The following is an 18001-nucleotide window of genomic DNA, read 5'->3' as shown; positions in this document are numbered from 1 at the left end:
TTCCTTTGCTGCCTTTTGAATTTTGCACGCAGGCCTTATTTCCAGAATTTCCACATTCACGGCTTTTTTATGGATAGAATACAATAATTAAATATCTTTTTTTGATATTTGTATCTCGCCATCCCCTCACAGATATGGCTAAACAGATTGCTTTCCCTGCTGATTTATTATACAATAGCCATATGTTTCCTGTTGAGTAAAGGAGAAATTATGAAAAGGTATACCAGGCTATATACAGATAAAAATATTACGCTCATCAAGTATTTTTTATCTTATTTTATTATTTTAAGTATGCTGTTCCTGGGTTTCTTTTTTGCTGTGCGCATTCAGCTGAACAATATTTACTTTAAGAATTTGAATGAGCAGACTGATAAGCGTCTCAATACTATAATGGAACAGCTTGAAAATAATCTGATTGGTGTCAATCAGGTTCAGTCTATGCTGACCAGGGATATCAATCTTGTTCTTTTCCGCTATAAAAATGAGGACTGGTACGGTTATCAAGCGGCGCAGCGAATGAGTGAATATACAGTGAGCAACAGCTTTATTGATACCATTGTTTATGCGGATTATAGAAGGGGATCTATTTTTTCTTCCGGAAAGCACGTTTATGAAAAGGAGGGAATTTATTATATCTACACAGGCACCCATTATCTTCCTTTCCCTATACATGAATACACCGACTCCAACAGCGGTCAGCTTGTCTATCTGTCCGACAAGACATCTGGTCTTCTGATTTATCTTCCTTATAACAGCAATAATGAAAACTACTCTATTTTTTACGTTATCAGCGCTAATGAGCTTATGTCCGTACTCGAATCCAGTGTCTTTACCGGAATTGAATCTATATGCCTTATGACACCGGAACATCAGCTTGTGTCCGGGATAAATAAAGAAGCGCTTCTTCCTTATCTGGATTCTATGGAAACAGAACCGGGACCCCACAAGCTAAACGGGGAAGAAACCATGTTCCTGTATTCCGGGATTCCCGGTGGGCTGAGTCTTGTAGCACTATCCTCAAACAAAGCTATACTGGCTCAGGTAAATCTTGCTTTCCGCAATACCTACCTGATTCTGGTGCTGCTCGCCTCCTTTGGGGTAATTCTTATACTGTTTTCCATGCGCCTGACCTACTGGCCGCTCCACCAGCTGCTGACACGGATGGTTGACAAGCCTCAGCCCGGCCGCAGCTATGTGGAACAAATTGATGATGCATTTAACACTGCAATATCTGAAAACAAGGTATTACAGAACAAACTGGACAAATACAGGGTTTCCATGCAGAAATCCATTCTGGATTCCATTGTGTCAGACAACAATAATGCGGAAATTAACAGGTTTTTAAATATTGACCAGTTTTTCAGCGACGAGCCTGATAATAAAATTTTTATACTTAAAATTACCTCCCCCCAGAAAAAAATATTCGTTCCCGAAGAGGTTATGGATTTTCTGGACAATTCGCTGCCGGATGAAAATTCCTGCGCACTTCTGGAGGCAGGCAGGGGATTTGGTGTATTTATGATTAATTACCCAGGTATCGAAAGGAACAAAGACGAGGTTGTCTGCCTTCTGATGTCCGATTACTGCCAGGATACAGGCTGCCGCGCCGCAGTCAGCAATGCAGCCTCCTCTCCTCTTGAGATACCATCTCTTTATGAAAATGTCATGCTGGCGGACAAATACAGCACAGATGATCCTGTCATTTATTACCCGGATATCGCCGATTCGATACCCTCAGGTCCCAGCATGGCTTATCCCTACAGAAATCTGGATGCTCTTGCGTTCTCCCTGAAAACCTGTGATTTCCTTACGGCCCACAAATTGAAGGAGGAGCTTTTCGAACAGATAAACGGAGCGGCTGATAACGGAAGCCTTTTTCCTGATTTTTTTATCCATTGTGTACTAATTGATATTCTTACCGTCATCATTAACTCTATGAACCGGATGAATATCCGCTTTAAGAACTACAATGAGCTATATTTTGAAACGCTTTACCTGTGCCGAAGCTGTCCTTATGAGGAAAAAAAGGAAGAAATATCACGGAATATGGATGAGTTACTGATAATTTTTGAATCAGAGTATGAAAATTCCGCCATACATGCTTGCCGGATACAGGAGATACTGCAAGAAGAGTTCGCCTCTCCTGATTTTTCCATCTCAACACTGGCGGACAAATTTCAGATCAGCATTGCTTATATGAGTTATCTTTTCAAGAAAAAATTTAACCGAAATTTTTCCGATTATCTTTGGGATATGCGCCTTAAAAAGGCAGAGGATCTGTTGCTTCACACGGATATGTCCATTGAGCAAATCAGCGCAAGTGTGGGATATATCAATGTATCCAGTTTCCGCAGGAAGTTCAAGCAGGAAATCGGAATGACTCCCTCTGCTTTCCGTGAGGGAAAAGAATAGGAAGGAGAGGGAGATTTTTAACTATCCCCCTCTCCTTCCTATTCGTTCCAGTCCATTTCCTTCGTACCTGCAACAGCCGCATACCATTTTGCACTGTCCTTGGGAATCCGTTTCTGTGTATCAAAATCCACGTGTACTAAGCCATATCGCATATTATGCCCGGCACACCATTCCCAGTTATCAAGCAGAGACCACACATAATAGCCTCTGATATCTGCGCCTTCCTGGATGGCCTTTGAAATCCAGTACAGAAAACCTCTGATATACTCCGTTCTCTGTGTATCGTGGATTCTGTTATCCGCAGTAACTGCCTCATTACAGTTATAGGTACCGTTCTCAGTAATATAAATCGGAATATCTACTTCATATTCCTTACGCAGCATTTCTATGGCTTCATAAACTGCTCTGGGATAATATTCGGTTCCATTCTCCATGAAATTACCGCCGTTCTGCTTTCTTTCCGGCATAACTCCCTGTTCTGAACAGTCCAGTACCCGGTTATAGCAGTTAAGTCCAAAAAAATCTATTGGCTGATGTATTTTCTCCATATCCCCGGACATTATAATTGGCATACAGTTACCCGCTTCCATATAAGATAGCAATTCACTTCGATAGCAGCCTTTAAATATGGGATTCAAATAAGAGTGGAAAGTTTTTTCATTTTCCATACATGCTTTTTCACAATCAGCCTGATTATCGGGCCGAAGTGGAAAATGCTGCCATATGTCAATTACAATTCCCACCATGCTATCCTTCAGATTTTCCTGCCGGAACCTGCTGACGCCTTCTCCATGCGCCAGAAGAATATGGTGATTGGCCTGTCTGCCATACTTCTCAAGCTTATAGCCAGGAGCAAAGCCGCCCTGTGCATAACCCACATATGTGGCAATGGGTTCATTTATGGTAGCCCAAAACGGTACCGAATCCCCAAATTCCCTAAACAACAATGTTGCATATTCCCCATACCAGTCCACTATCTCCCTGTTCAGCCAGCCGCCCTGACGCTCCAGCTCATAGGGTAAATCCCAATGATATATGGAAGCATTCGGTACAATATCTCTTTTCCACATAGCATCGATCAATCTTTTGTAATAATCAATCCCCTTCTGATTAACTTTACCTTTTCCCTCCGGCAGTATCCTTGACCAGGAAAAAGAAAAGCGAAAGGTATCCAGGTTCATCCGACGGGCCAGATCCAAATCTTCTTCGTATCTGTGATACATATCACAGGCGATCTCCGGCGTGGAGCCATCCCCGATATTTCCGGGAATTGTGGAGAACGCATCCCAGATTGATAAACCTCTACCATCTTCCCTTGCCGCGCCCTCCAGCTGTGCCGCACTGGTTGCGACACCAAACATAAAATCTTTTGGAAACCTGATTTTGCCCATTCATATACCTCCCTGTATAATTTCCTGAACCATGAAATAGGCCAGCAGCGTCCAGCCCCAGAATACCTTTTCGCCGCAGCCATCACCGCTTTCAGTCACATAATATTCTCTGTTGCCGGATTTTTCCACCAGCTTTGCGGAATTTTCCGCAATGGCAAGCCCTTCTTTTTTATAGCCATACCTTTCCATTCCCTGCATTACCACATAGGAAACCCTCTCCAAAATTCGGATGGATTCATGACATGCTCCTTCATAAGTCTTCGCACCTGATTAGTGGAGGCAATTCCCGCCCACATCGGCAGAAGTCCGCTCACTGACTTTACCCGAATAATACTATCATCTCGTTCATCCCGATCATAAAAGAAACCATCCTCCTGATCCCACATTGACAAAACTGCTTCTTTACGCATTTCCGCCATTTTTTTATATTCCTTTGCTCTTGCGGAATCTTTCCGATATTCACAGATTGTTGAATACGCCAGACATTCCTGATAAAGATAAGTATTAAGATCCATCCCTTCATCATAATCTGATCGCCAGACTAAGGTAGTATAAGAATAACCGGTAAAATATGGAATTCCTGTATGTTCATTTTTCTGAATTCCTTTCTGCATAAGTTCGTTTACCACTTTCCTTTTTCCCATGTTAAAGATGCCGCTGCAATCTGCTCCATTTTTAGTACCAACTTTGTTTTCTTTTCCATCTGATTTCCTTCCCTCTCAATTTATGCCGCAGCTCTTCATGTTCGGCTATTTGGTTCCTTTACAGTGACTGCTTTGCTCTGACTAAATAATTACACATCCCCCAGCCGTCAGGCATACAACAAATCACATTCACAACCATTATTTTAAATAGTTTCCCGAAAGTCCACAAGCAACAATTTTTTATATGTCCTGCGGAAAAACTGTACCCTGTCCATTCCCTTGATTTTTACCGTACATTTTTCATATTTTATTGCTGAGATTTGTTCCTTGTGTACTACCCTCATTATTTTTATAATAACAGTAACAAACGTTCTGACTTCAGCCAGGCTCCGATAAGCGTCAGAGCGAAATCTATATGGAGTAAAATTATCTGTACGTATAGAGTTTGCATTTTACTCTGCAAAATAAGGAGGAGACAGCATGAAGCTCGCACAACGACAAAAATTATTTCAAAAACCATCCCGGGAATTCCGTGGAAAACCATTCTGGTCCTGGAATGGGAAATTAGAAGAAAAAGAACTGAAACGTCAGATCGATATTATGAAGGAAATGGGCTTCGGCGGTTTTTTCATGCATTCCCGGACCGGACTGGAAACAGAATACCTGGGAGAGGACTGGTTTCATCTGATAAACAGCTGTGCGGAATACGGCAGCAAAAAAGGGATGGAAACCTGGCTTTACGACGAAGACCGCTGGCCCTCTGGAAGCGCCGGCGGTATGGTGACTAAGGAGCCGCAGTACCGGGCCATGTTCCTGGAAATGAATCAGTTTTCCTCCGGGGAATGGAATGATTTCCTACGCACCACCGATACGGCCGCCGTCTTCGCCTGCCGCATCAGAGACGGTATTTTTACCGGTAAACGGAGGCTTTATGAAGGAGATGTCCCACAGGAGGAAGAAACTGTACTGGAATTTCGCACCCGTTATTCCGCCTGCAATGACAATTATAATGGCTTCTGCTACGTGAATACCATGAACCGGGAAGCCATTGACAAATACATCGAAAGTACCCATGAAAAATATCGGAAAAACTGCGGTGACAGGCTGGGTACAGAAATTCAGGGAATTTTTACGGATGAACCCCACCGCGGAGGCGTTTTCACCAATTTTGCGGAAGGAGAGGAAAATGCAGTTCCCTATACCCCCGGCCTTTTTGAAGAGTTTGAAAAGCGCTTCGGCTACAGCCTGTCCGACAATCTCCCCGAACTATTCCTGCGCAGAAAAGAAAAGGAACTTTCCAAAGTCACAAGAGACTATTTCGAACTCACACAGCAGCTGTTTCTGGAATGCTTCGCCAAGCCGATTTCCGACTGGTGCAGAGAGAACCAATTTATTTTCACCGGTCACGTACTACATGAGGATTCCCTCTGCTGCCAGGCTATCATGCAGGGCTCACTTATGCGTTTCTATGAATATATGGACTATCCTGGTATGGATTTGCTTGCCGAGGGCAACAAATGCTACTGGATAGCCAAACAGGTGGATTCCGTTGCAAGACAACTGGATAAAACAAAGGTGCTTTCCGAGCTTTATGGCTGTACCGGCTGGCAGATGAATTTTGAGTCCTATAAAAATATTGGAGACTGGCAGGCGCTGTTCGGCGTTAATCTCCGCTGCCCTCATCTGTCCTGGTACACTATGAAGGGCGAGGGAAAACGGGATTATCCCGCCAGCATCCTGCATCAGTCAGCCTGGTATCCCGAATATCATTATGTGGAGGACTATTTTTCCAGAATCAATGCCGCTCTGTACGGAGCAAAAGCAGATGCTGAGCTCCTTGTAATCAGTCCTATTGAAAGCGTATGGGCACGAGCTTACAGCGGTGCTTTTGAAGGCCTGACCGGAACAGATCCTGAAATCCAGCGCCTGGAAGAGCAATACGCCGCGGTCTTCCATATGCTCACCGAAAATCACATTGACTTTGACTATGGTGAAGAGGATATTATGGCCCGTCATGGCCGGACGGATAACGGAACTCTCCTCATAGGAAGCTGTGCCTACAAAAAAGTACTGATAGCCGGTTTGGATACACTGCGAAGCAGCACACTGCAGCTTCTGCGCGATTTCAAAGCACAGGGCGGTACTGTGATATTTGCAGGCAGCCCCCCTGCCTGTTTGGACGTACTGCCCTCCCAAGACATTAAACGCTTCGCCCCCCTTTGCACAGCAATTCCACTGGAAGAAAAAGCCCTGGTCAAAGCCTGTGCAAACGGCCGGGAGATCCATATCGAAGCACAGGATGCCAATTTGATATTTGCCCGATCCTTTCAGTCAGAAGGAGAACGGATGGTCATGATCCTGAATACAGATCGGGAAAAAGGCTACAACAACGCCGCTATTTGCCTGGGACAGGGAAAATACCTGGAGCAATGGGATCCCCGGACCGGAGAAATAATGTCACCTGATTATCGTCTGGAAGATGGCAAAATACATCTTACCATTGACCTTGAAGCCGGCGGAGAACGTCTCTACCGCATCCCCTCCAGGAAACGGGTTCTTCCTAAACAGGAAGTTTTCCGGGAAACCAGAACCTTTTCTCTCCCTGATACCTTCCGTTATATCCTGTCCGAGCCAAACATCTGCGTCCTGGATATGGTAACGGTCTCTGACACAGGCGGTCTCCATCTGCCCGCCATGGAAGTCCTTAAAGCGGATCGGGCTCTGCGTGATCATCTGCAGCTTCCTTACCGCGGGGGAGAAATGCTCCAGCCCTGGTACCAGATAAAATACAAAGGAGGAAACTCCCGCCTTTGTGATACCATCACCCTGACCTATCAGTTTAGAATTTCAGCCCTGCCTGAAGGAATCTCCCTTGCCCTGGAGGATCTAGAGCATATCCGTCAAATCCTCATAAACGGCCGGGAAATTTCCCTTAAAAGCAACGGTAAATGGATAGATATCTGTTTTGACACCCTTGCCATACCGGATGAATACCTGATCCCCGGTGCCAACACTATCACCCTATCGATGGACTACTACAGCACCTGCGGAATAGAATCAGTCTACCTTCTGGGGACCTTCGGCGTACAGCTCCAAAACAGCGGTCCCGACCTCACTGCGCTGCCTGAGACCATCTCCATCGGTGACATCACCCCCCAAGGCTTTCCTTTCTACTCCGGCAGCCTTACCTACCGCTTAGAGGGCTTGGAAAACACCCCCTGCACCGTAACCGCTGCAGACTTTGGAGGCGCCCTTCTGAAGCTGACCGGAGACAAGGAGGCCATTATCGCCTTTCCGCCTCATAGAGCCTGCGTACCCGGCCTGTACGGCATTCAGGTTGTCCTCACCCGCCGCAATACCTTCGGCCCCCTGCACCAAACAGAAAAGTACGCCTATGCCTACTCACCAATGAACTTCCTCACGGAAGGAAATGATTGGAATCCCGGCTTCACATTATATGAACAGGGTCTACTTCAAAAACCCGAAATCCTTTTCTGAGACATTTTTGTTCCTTCTCCTTCTTACATAATACACCTGCCGCGTTTTCAGGGGAAAAAGTTTTCTATCTTAGTTTTTCTTGAAATTCGGCAGGTGGACACAGAAGCAAGAATATATAATAACCGCCGAATTTCAAGTGGAGTGTAAACCAATATTAGTCACCAGCCACCAGTCTAACTGGTGAATGGCTGGTCAATATAACCACTCGCCCATATGATAAAGTAAAATAACCTTTTCAGAGTTAAAAAATTGATATTTCCGTCAGGGCACAGATTATCTTCTGCGAGAATAAATAGTCCTTCGAAATAATAAAGATAGTGGTCATCAAACAATCTTTATTTTTAAAGATCTGCCATTGCTTCTAATATGTCATCCTCCATACGGGAAAAAAACTTTTTGTTTCTTCTATATACTGGAATGCCAACCCGATGATTGCCACCGGCTGTATAGTATACAAAAGCTTCGCATTCGTGTTCTTTTACATCTTTTTCATTCCTTTACCAACTCCTTTCCGGAGCCGGTTTCGCTCCTGCTCATAAACGCACAAACAGACACCCTCCTCCCGCAACGGAGAGGGCAATCGTCTGTTTTCATTGTTTTATTCTATGCACATAAAAAATGATCAGCATTGGAAATACAATTCTAAAAAAATTATGGTATAATCCTGCTCCATCAATATATGCCGCCATTGACGCAGTAACAAGAAGTCCCCCAACTACTACCACTACAATAACAGCCAAATTCATACCGGAACGAAAATAATTTATTTTACCAAAGGCTATGTTAAAATATTCGAATGTTAATTCTCTGAGCAGTCCAGAAAGATTCACTCCCATTTCCTTTTTTGTCTTTACGGAAGATAAAAATATTAAAAGTATGGGATATAAATAGTGTCTGCTGAACAGCTCTTAACCGCTGTTCAGCAGACACTATTTATTTGTTAAAGCACCATTATTTTAATCATTCCAGGCAGGAAGTGTGATTGACCTGATAATAACAGAAAAATCCTTTTCAACATGCATAAGTATACAAGAATAGCACCTTACTTTCAGCATTCCAGACTATTCGCATCCAACAGAAACTCCTTTACGCCCATCATGACATAACCATTCTCGTCTCTTCTCGGCTTCATACTCTTTTCAACAAGAATTATTTTTTTAAAAGAATCATTTACTTTATCAAAGGACTTCGTCTCCTGTTTATATTTATCTTTATCCGGAATTGCATAAGCTGACTGAATGTAATACTTTTTGCTCCCCATGGTGGCTATAAAATCAATTTCCAGCTGTTTCCTTACTTCCTTACCGTCCTCATTTCTTTCTCTGGATTCTACAACTCCCACATCTACCTTAAATCCGCGGAAACGCAACTCATTATATATAATATTTTCCATGATATGGGTGCTTTCAATTTGTCTAAAATTCAATCTTGCATTGCGAAGTCCCACATCTTCAAAATATATTTTATATGGAGTTCCGATATACTTTCTGCCCTTTACATCATACCGTTTTACGCGATTTATCATAAAAGCATCTTCCATATGCTCAATGTATTTATCTACCGTAACCTCACTGATGGTTGTTTGTTTCACTGATGCAAAGGTGGCAGATAGCTTTCTTGGATTTGTTAAAGTGGATATCCCTGATGAAATAACATCCAGCAACTCACCAATTGCACAATCATCCTGCAAATGATATCGATTGATAACATCCCGCAAATACAAATTCTGCATTTGTGTTGTAAGATAAGCAGCTTTCTGTTCTTCCGTTGCCATAAGTGCTGCCGCCGGAAGCCCTCCATATACGGAATAATCATCAAATGCCTCTTCCTTGCTTCCATCATACACACTGAAATACTCGGAAAAAGATAAAGGCAGCACATGTATCTCATCCCCACGTCCCTCAAACTCTGTCAAAATATCCTTTGACAGAAACTTGGAATTACTTCCGGTTACATACACATCCAAATTCTTTTTCCGCAGAAAACCATTTAGCACAGACTCAAATGCTCCAAGATTCTGCACCTCATCCAACAAAAGATAATACATCTCCTTATCTGTAATCTGCTGATTCAGATATTCTAAAAATCTCTTAGGATCTACCTTTCGTTCTGAATTCGCATTGTCCAATAATAGCGGATCCTCACCAATCTTTATCAAATCATCCGCTGAATCAAATGCAAATAGAATCACATGGTCTTCCGGTATTTCACAATCCATCAAATGATTATAGAATAATGTATTCAGCAAATATGATTTCCCGCATCTTCTAATTCCGGTAATCACTTTAACAAATCCATTATATTTTCGATTAATTAATCTCTCCAAATACACATCTCTTTTTATTTCCATATTTCTACCTCACTAAATATTTTTGACGCAAATGTCACTTTTATTAAGTGTATTATACTTCTTTTGTTTTTATAAGTAAACTAAGCACTAAATAATTTTGCCATTTACGGCAAAATTATATATGAAAAGTAGGAATAACTCGGTCAGCCTCATAATCCGTCATACTTTCAGATATTTTACGAAACTGGAGTGAGTACGAACTCTCTAAAATAGCAAATATCAGACAGTCTACCATATCCTTCTAGTCAACAAAAGATTCGATACCCAGTATTCCAAATCTCCAGAAAATATGTGACGCTTTCGGGATAACTCTTGCCCAGTTCTTTGCAGAAACGAATGAGTCCTATCCGATTACAGAAAAGCAGCATGAATTACTTCAATATTTTGACCGTTTGTCACCCCAGCAACAAAACAGCTTACTTAGTTTTCTTAAGTCATTGCAGAAGCTTGATCTAGGGTCAACGTAAACTTTTATCATAGTTTGTAGTATCACATAATATCTGTATTTCACTAAAAAACATTGAATAAAAATAACTCTGCACTTTTTTATTTATGCTGATAGAAAATAAATATTTTATACGACCGAAAAACCTATATTTTTAGGATTTCCGGTCTCTCTTTTACAATTTCAGTATTATAAAGCTGTATTTAACTTATAGTACCACCTTCCCTTTCTGTTGCTGTATTAGCTGTTCTCCATACAGCAATCATATCCTAAACTTCACTCCAGTTCCTTGTACCACCAAATGGATATCAGCGTGCTTCTGGATTTCGTTCTGGTTCATACTTCCGCGGTGAGGTCTGTAGTTTTCTCCAAGCAGTAGCCCATTATTGACTGAAGGAAAAGCTTCTAATAAAAAACCATTCTTTCCGGCTGCTTATTGCAAGCGATATAGAACAGTACGGCGGAACGGACAGGTACCCGGAGACGGAACAATATTTTGAGAAAAAACAGTGGAATTTGAATTATCCGCTTTTTCGGGCAGGCTGTATTTATTATCATAACTCCAACCCTAACCCGCCCGATGTCACTACATCCAAAGCCTGCACGCTCTGCCCTACGCCGGGGAATCAGGAAAATGATAAATTATTAAAAAAACTGCCATGCTGGAAATATAGGAAAACTTAATTTTCAGCGTGGCAGTTCTTTTCTCAAAGCACAATAAGCCGTTTATTTACAATTTATTTACGAATTCTTGGTCCAGAAATGTACGTCTATCATCCTTTTTTCATACCCAAGCTTCCTGACCAGTGCGATGAACTCCATCTTCTTATCCTCTTCTCTCTGCCATATATCGATTCTGGCCCAGGGAACCAAACCGGGTAAAACTGCAGATTCCGGGAGAAAAAGGATTTAGCAGGCACGTCCTTACTATATGGATCCCACAGGAGTTATTCCACAATCACCCGCACCCGGTCCAGATTTCTCAAACGGTATAAATTCACTGAAATCATCCGTTTTCTCATAATCCCATGCGGCCGCAGTCACCTTTCCGGCACCGGGCAGCGTCTCAATATCCGCGGTGAATACAACAGCCTCTCCCGCCTTTACGGTAACACATTTTTTTCCATTGGCATAAGCATCCGCCACAGGCTGCAGCCCGCTGCGCCTGCCGGGATCTCGATCTGTCCGTCGTTTACCCGGTAATTGGTGGAGGGCACGGGCGCAATCCCCTTTTCACACCAGTCGGCCATATCCAGCAGGGCCTGATGCCGGATGCCCAGATAATCCACCTGATGCTGCCTGTCATCCAGATATCCTGCCTGTCGTCATGGATACAGTGATTGTTATAATACAGACGGAACCAGTAAAAATCCCATATATATTCAGGAGTACTACACCTATGAGCTTAAAGAACGCAAGGTTTCCACAAATACAGTAATTCACAGACATGCAAATATACGCTCTGCTCTGGAGTACACTTTTCAGTAGGGTTAATTTTATCAAATCCGGCAGACAGAGTGATTCGTCCAAAGAAAAACAATTTCGTTTCAGCCATCTATCACTCAGAGGAATTGATGAATTTATTCAAGATATTCCATGGCGATCCGCTTGAACTTGCCGTTCTGCTCGGCAGCTATTATGGACTTCGCCGAAGTGAAATCGTAGGGCTGAAATGGGAAGCAATCGATTTTGTGCAGAAGACGATTACAATCAGACATACTGTAACCCAGGCCATGGTAGACGGCAAATACAAAATGATTTACAAAGACAGGCCTAAATCTAAAAAAAGCCTTCGAACGCTGCCCCTTTTAGGACCATTCGAGGCCATTTTGTCCAAGCTTTGGAAGCTGCAGGCCGAAAATCAAAAATTATGCAGCAGTTCCTACTGTATGGATTATCTGGATTATATTTATGTCGATCATATGGGAGTACTGATAAAACCGAATTACATAACACAGCACTTTCAGATTGTTCTCAGAAAAAACGGTTTAAAATCAGTCCGCTTCCATGATCTCAGACACCCGTATGTCAAGCACACGACAAAAAAATATAATTCTGAAAAGCAGAAAACCCAAGCTACCAAGATGGATTTGATAGCCTGGGTTTTCCGTTTTTGTATCTTCAATTATTCAAAGAGGTCATGGATTTTGTAAACAATCTCAATGCGGTTGTCGGGGAATACATACACCTTTTCAATCAGCAGATCGGTCAGTTCGGAGGTTAGCACATCTGCTTCCGCAATCGAGTGAGCAATCTCTTGTCGGCTGCTTTGGCGGGCCTGTTCTTCTTGCTTCAGCTTTACCTGGGCGGTGACAGCTGCATAGGTATTTTTGACTTTTAATATTTCTGCGTCATAAACAGCTTTCTCCGATTTATAAGTGTCCAGCTCGATCTGCCCCAGGAGATACCGCTCAAAGAGAGCTTGCTTCTGGTCCTTTAGAGCTTCCAACTGCTTCTCATACTCAGAGCATTTGGCAGCGGTGGACTCCAGGTGAATGGTGCCGTCCTCATGTACGGGCAACAGGATTTCCAGCTGCTTTTTCAAAGTGAGGAGGACTGCTTCTTCCAGACTGGCAGCATCTGCCCGGACATCGCGGCAACGGCTGCTCACCTCGGCAGTAGAATGGCGGCACATATAAAACGGTACCTTTTGAGCGATGCGGGAGAGTGCATGGTCGCAGCAGCCGCAATAGACCTTGCCTTTCAGTGGGTACTCCCTGGTTTTCCTGGTCGGCAAGGAAAACCGGCGCTGCACAGCCTGCACCTTTTCAAATAGTTCTTTATCAACGATTGCCGGATGATGGTCGGGAATAATGAACCATTTGTCCCGGTCCTTCCTGCGGCTCCGTGTGCCGCCTACTTCAATGACTGCACGACGCCCGATGACATAGGAGCCGATATAGCGTTCATCCTCCAGGATACGGAGAACCGTAGAACTGCTCCAGCGTCCACGGGAGCGTGAGACATCGTGGTACTGCTGCCCATGAGCTGCTTTGTATTCTCCTGGGGTCGGTATGCCTCGCTTAAACAGTTCCCTGGTAACGGCTGCCGCTCCAATTCCGGTTGCGGCAAGTTGGAAAATGAGCTGTACCACAGCAGCGGTTTCCGGGTTCGGTTCCATTCTGCCATCGGCGCTTTTGCGATACCCGTAAGGGCAAACTTTGCTCTGGTATTCACCGCGCTGCATTTTGGCGTACTTGGCGCTTTTGGTCTTGATGGACATATCCCGGCTGTAATACTCGCTGATTAGATACTTGAAAGCCACATCCATACCGCCGGTATCGCCCTTGTGCTGATCGCTGTCAAAATCATCGTTGATGGAAATGAACCGGGTGTGAAACAGCGGAAACACACGCTCAATGAAATAGCCAGTCTCAATGCTGTTTCGCCCAAACCGGGAAAAGTCTCCTTGTGTCAACTAAACACCAAATTTTTTACGGATGCCGGAGGTGATTGTTGGTCCTTCTTCTGAAAGACCGCCTCCGGCATCCGCTTCATGCGAAAGGGGAAACTCACTTGTCAAATTGCCCCGCCCTGCATAGCCTGCTTTGTCCGCAGGAGTCGCCCCACTTCCCGGTTGGAAAGCTCACCGTTCAGGCAGACGACCTCCACATTATGTTCTCCCAGCCAGCCAACATATTCGAGCGTTCTCCAGATGTCGCGCCCCAGCCTTGTGGCGTTCAGGACAAGCAGAATATCCATCTCACCCCGGAGGGCGGCATTGGTGATCTCCGCCAGCCCAGAGCGGACCATTGTTGTGCCGGTTTCCTGTTTGGCGGTGCAGCCCATGACCTCATAGTGATTTTCCTTGGCAAAGGCCATAAGTTCTTCCTGCTGGGTCCTCAGCGCAAAGGCGTCCGGCGCTGCCACCCGGCAGTATATCCACACCCTGGGCGCTCTTGCGACCCGCATATAGACCGCAACATTTCTCGGTTTATCCATTATGTCCTTCCTCCTCTTTGGTATCAGAATGGCCTCCAAACACATCCCGGAACTTCCAGACGATCTCGATCTCGGTGGGAGAGGATACCAGCACTTCCTTAATGAATGTCTGCGCCAGCTCCGCCGTCAGTTCCGTAGCCCCGGCAAAGGAAGTGAACACATCATCCTCCTGCGCCTTATCCTGAAAGGCCAGATGCTCCAGTTCAGACAAAAGCTGTTCCTGCGCCTCCTGTTCGGCTTTGGCGGCGGCGAGTTTGCCGTCAATGTCCGCCCGCTGTCTCAGGTAGGCGTCCTTTGCCAGCGCCCCGCCGCTGTAATCCTCGTAGGCCCGGAACTTCTCCTGCCTGTACCGTTCCTGCTGCTGTTCCAGCTTTTGAAGCTCCGCAACACAGGCGGCGATACGCTCCTTGCGGGTCAGCATCAGGGAGGACTTCTGCTTTTTCCGCTCCTGACACATCGCCAGCATCTGCATGACCGCCCGGAAGATGATGCCCTCGATCTCCTTCTCGGAGAACAGCTTTCCCTTCGGGCAATCGCTGTTCTCATCCGCCTTACTCTTTGTGCATCGGTAGTAGTATCCGGCAGAACTGTGGATACGGCTCAGTGTCCTATGGCAGTTGCCGCATTTGAGAAGCCCTTTCAGCGGATACTCCTGTGGTATCCCCTTTGCCCGCCTCGGCCTCTGCCGGATGATCTCCTGCACCCGGTCAAAGTCCGCCCTGCTGATGATGGCGTCATGCGCCCCCTCATAGATGATCCAGTCGGACTTATCCTGCGGGACGGTCCGCTTTTCATGGAGGCTGGCCTTGTACCGCTTGCGCCCCACCAGCGCCCCGGTGTACTCATACTGGTGGAGGATGTTCAGCACCGAGGCCGCCGTCCAGCCGTTCTTTTCGGAGGCTTTGCGGAACCGTCCGCTCCCCGGATTTTTCAGCCGGAAGTAGGCGCCGGGGGTCAGGACGCCCTCGCTGTTCAGCCTGCGGGCGATGGCGGTGCTGCCCATCCCCTGCAAGGTCATATCGAAGATACGCCGCACCACCGCCGCCGAGTCCCCGTCTATCACCAGCTTGTTCCGGACCGTGGGATGGAACTGAAAGCCATAGGGAGCGAAGCTGCCTATGTATTTGCCCTGCTTCATCATGATGATCTTCGCCGTGGTGGTCTTGACGGACAGGTCCTTGCTGTACGCCTCATAGATGATGTTCCGCAGGACCACATCCATGCCGGAGGTCATGCCCTTGTAATCATCGCTGTCATAGCTGTCATTGACGGAGAGATAGCGGACGCCGAGGAAGGGAAAGACGCACTCCAGATAGTTGCCCATCTGGGTATAGTCCCGGTGGCATCTGGAAAAATCCTTCGTCACCATCACATTGATGGCCCCGGCGCGAAGCTCCTTCATCAGCGCCTGGAACTGCGGGCGATCCGTGTTGGTCCCGGTGTACCCATCGTCCACGAACTCCGTCCGGGGCGCATTTTTCAGTTGGGGATGGCGGTCTAAAAACTGATGGATCAGCTCCCGCTGGTTGCCGATGCTGTCGCTCTCGGCCTTCCCGTCCCCGTCCGCCAGGGAAAGGCGGATATAAATGCCCACCCGGTAGTCAGTCATCGCCGCCCGCCTCCTTTATCTGCTCCACGCACTCCAGCATGGCGTAAAATACATCGTTGTAGTTGAACACGACCTCGATACGGCCCCCGCCGTAGACAAGCACCTTCTCGATTATCGCGTCCACAAGCTCCTGCGTCAATCCTGTCATCCCGGCAGCGCCCCGCATCATGGTGAGCCATTTGTTGTCTGGGGAGATGGACGCCAGGAACCGCTCCCGGCGCTCCACGGCCTCGTCCAAAAGCCGGTTCAGGGCTTCGTACTGCTCCTCATAGGTCTGTTTGGCAAAGGCGTATTCCTCCTCGTTCAGGATGCCCTCGACATAGCTCTCATACAGCCCCGCCCGTTTCTTTTTCAGGGCGTTCAGCCGGAGCTTTACGCTCGCCACCGCCGCCTTGTGCTTCTCCCGGACGCTGGCCTCGCCGGAGCCGCCCCGCATGGCAAGCAGGAGCTTCTCATAGTCCAGCGCCACCTGAAGCTGGTCCCGGATGGCGTTGAACACCTTTTCATTGAGTGCGTCCTGCCGCATGGCGTGTTTGAAGCAGGTCCCATGCCCCCGCCTCAAGTGGGTGCTGCAATCGTAGACCCCACGGAACACAACGCCCTTGCACTGGATACGCTGCCGCTTGTAGTACATCCGCTTTCCGCAGTCGGCGCAGAATATCTTCCCGGCAAAGAGGTCGATCATGCCCGCCCGGATGTCCGCCGACCACTCCATAGCGGTCTCCCGGTGGGCGCTGTCCTCCCGCATCTGCCGCTCCACCGCCTCAAAGTCCGAAATAGATACGATGGGCGGGTGTGCGTCAGGGACTACGATCCACTTGTCCGTTTCGGTGACGTGCTTTTTCAGCCCCTTGTAGAGCGCCGTCTCGGACTTCCCGCAGATCATCTCTCCGATATACGCCCGGTTTTGCAGGATGCCCCGGATGGTGGAGGGACACCAGCCTTCACCCTGGATGTTGTCGCCGTTCCGGGTGCCGGCCCTGCGCTTGTGGCGCTCCGGGCTTTCGATGTCCCCGGCTTTCAACCGCTCAACGATGGTGTAGACCGATACCTCCTGCCGTTTCCACTCAAATATCTGCCGGACAACAGCGGCGGCTTCTTCATCCACCACATAGGCGGTCTTATCCCCGTTCCAGAGGTAGCCGTAGGGGAGGTTGCGGTTGCGGAACCTCCCCGTCTCCATCTGCGCCCGGAGCGCCGTGGAGACCTTCTTGGAGATGTCCCGCGAGTACATGGCGTTCACCAGGTTTTGCAGGCTCACCGACAGGGACTCCATCGCGTTGCCGCAGGTGAAGTTGTCGAAGTTCTCCTTCACGGAGATGAACCGTGTCCCCAGCGCCGGGAAAATCTTCTCCAGATAACTGCCGGTCTCCACATAGTCGCGCCCGAACCTGCTGAGATCGCGGACCACGATGCACTGTATCTTCCCCGTCCGCACATCGTCCATCAGGCGGTTCCACGCCGGACGGTCGAACACGGTCCCCGTCCTGCCGTTGTCCGAGTAGACCTCCGTGAGCCGGAGGTGGGGGCATCCGTCCAGATAGTCCTCGCAGACGGCGATCTGGTTTTGCAGGGAGTTCCCGTCATCGTCCTTGCCGCTGTTCTCCACCGACAGGCGGGCATAGATGGCGGTGGGGAGCGCCGCTGCCTCCTTTTTGACTTCTGCCACAGGCTGGGCCTGTGCTTTTCTGCTCTTTCGTGCCATTTTCT

14 protein-coding genes are annotated in these 18001 nt (G+C 46.9%); 3 read left to right on the top strand and 11 right to left on the bottom strand.

Translation table 11 applies throughout. The features are described from left to right. Positions 1 to 210: 210 nt before the first annotated feature. Positions 211 to 2412, top strand: a complete 2202-nt coding sequence (locus FYJ45_RS14900) for a helix-turn-helix domain-containing protein (RefSeq protein ID WP_154465361.1) — start codon at positions 211 to 213, stop codon at positions 2410 to 2412. Positions 2413 to 2450: 38 nt separating this feature from the next. Here the strand turns inward: FYJ45_RS14900 and FYJ45_RS14895 are convergent, their stop codons facing one another. Genes FYJ45_RS14895 through FYJ45_RS14885 form a run of 3 tightly spaced genes read right to left on the bottom strand, consistent with a single transcriptional unit; the run spans position 2451 to position 4432 of the window. Then, complete coding sequence (locus FYJ45_RS14895; protein WP_154465360.1) at positions 2451 to 3803, bottom strand: GH1 family beta-glucosidase; 1353 nt, start codon at positions 3801 to 3803, stop codon at positions 2451 to 2453. Then, positions 3804 to 4007: a hypothetical protein gene (locus tag FYJ45_RS14890; protein ID WP_154465359.1), complete on the bottom strand. Its 204-nt coding sequence runs from the start codon at positions 4005 to 4007 to the stop codon at positions 3804 to 3806. After that, positions 4001 to 4432, bottom strand: coding sequence for an MGH1-like glycoside hydrolase domain-containing protein (locus FYJ45_RS14885; protein ID WP_207708425.1), 432 nt, complete (start codon positions 4430 to 4432; stop codon positions 4001 to 4003). Before FYJ45_RS14885 ends, FYJ45_RS14890 begins: the two co-directional genes overlap by 7 nt. 495 nt (positions 4433 to 4927) lie before the next feature. Here FYJ45_RS14885 and FYJ45_RS14880 point away from each other — a divergent pair, with 495 nt between their 5' ends. Next, positions 4928 to 7945: a hypothetical protein gene (locus FYJ45_RS14880; protein WP_154465357.1), complete on the top strand. Its 3018-nt coding sequence runs from the start codon at positions 4928 to 4930 to the stop codon at positions 7943 to 7945. A gap of 590 nt (positions 7946 to 8535) precedes the next feature. Here FYJ45_RS14880 and FYJ45_RS14875 read toward each other — a convergent pair. From FYJ45_RS14875 to FYJ45_RS14860, 4 genes are all read right to left on the bottom strand, one after another. After that, on the bottom strand, positions 8536 to 8775 hold the full coding sequence (locus FYJ45_RS14875) for a hypothetical protein (RefSeq protein ID WP_154465356.1): 240 nt from the start codon (positions 8773 to 8775) through the stop codon (positions 8536 to 8538). Between the two features lie 218 nt (positions 8776 to 8993). Next, a complete protein-coding gene (locus tag FYJ45_RS14870) occupies positions 8994 to 10295 on the bottom strand; it encodes an ATP-binding protein (RefSeq protein WP_154465355.1) in 1302 nt (433 codons plus the stop codon). 1372 nt (positions 10296 to 11667) lie between these two features. Further along, a complete protein-coding gene (locus FYJ45_RS14865; RefSeq protein ID WP_154465354.1) occupies positions 11668 to 11886 on the bottom strand; it encodes a hypothetical protein in 219 nt (72 codons plus the stop codon). After that, positions 11844 to 12029, bottom strand: coding sequence for a hypothetical protein (locus FYJ45_RS14860; RefSeq protein WP_154465353.1), 186 nt, complete (start codon positions 12027 to 12029; stop codon positions 11844 to 11846). Before FYJ45_RS14860 ends, FYJ45_RS14865 begins: the two co-directional genes overlap by 43 nt. A 285-nt stretch (positions 12030 to 12314) precedes the next feature. Here FYJ45_RS14860 and FYJ45_RS14855 point away from each other — a divergent pair, with 285 nt between their 5' ends. Next, entirely contained in the window at positions 12315 to 12893 is a 579-nt protein-coding gene (locus FYJ45_RS14855; protein ID WP_235930821.1) for a tyrosine-type recombinase/integrase, read from the top strand. Here FYJ45_RS14855 and FYJ45_RS14850 read toward each other — a convergent pair. The 4 genes from FYJ45_RS14850 to FYJ45_RS14835 form a co-directional block, all read right to left on the bottom strand. Next, a complete protein-coding gene (locus tag FYJ45_RS14850) occupies positions 12866 to 14158 on the bottom strand; it encodes a recombinase family protein (protein WP_235930820.1) in 1293 nt (430 codons plus the stop codon). The two genes, FYJ45_RS14855 and FYJ45_RS14850, sit on opposite strands and share 28 nt — an antisense overlap. Positions 14159 to 14259: 101 nt before the next feature. Further along, a complete protein-coding gene (locus FYJ45_RS14845; protein ID WP_074661692.1) occupies positions 14260 to 14682 on the bottom strand; it encodes a recombinase family protein in 423 nt (140 codons plus the stop codon). Beyond that, entirely contained in the window at positions 14675 to 16291 is a 1617-nt protein-coding gene (locus FYJ45_RS14840; protein ID WP_074661689.1) for a recombinase family protein, read from the bottom strand. Before FYJ45_RS14840 ends, FYJ45_RS14845 begins: the two co-directional genes overlap by 8 nt. Beyond that, complete coding sequence (locus FYJ45_RS14835) at positions 16284 to 17996, bottom strand: recombinase family protein (RefSeq protein WP_074661687.1); 1713 nt, start codon at positions 17994 to 17996, stop codon at positions 16284 to 16286. Before FYJ45_RS14835 ends, FYJ45_RS14840 begins: the two co-directional genes overlap by 8 nt. Positions 17997 to 18001: the final 5 nt, after the last annotated feature.

Source organism: Eisenbergiella porci (genome assembly GCF_009696275.1).
In the GTDB taxonomy this organism is placed as follows: Bacteria; Bacillota; Clostridia; order Lachnospirales; family Lachnospiraceae; genus Eisenbergiella; species Eisenbergiella porci.
Note: the sequence above shows the minus strand (reverse complement) of the source record. Positions and strands in the feature narration are given on the sequence as shown.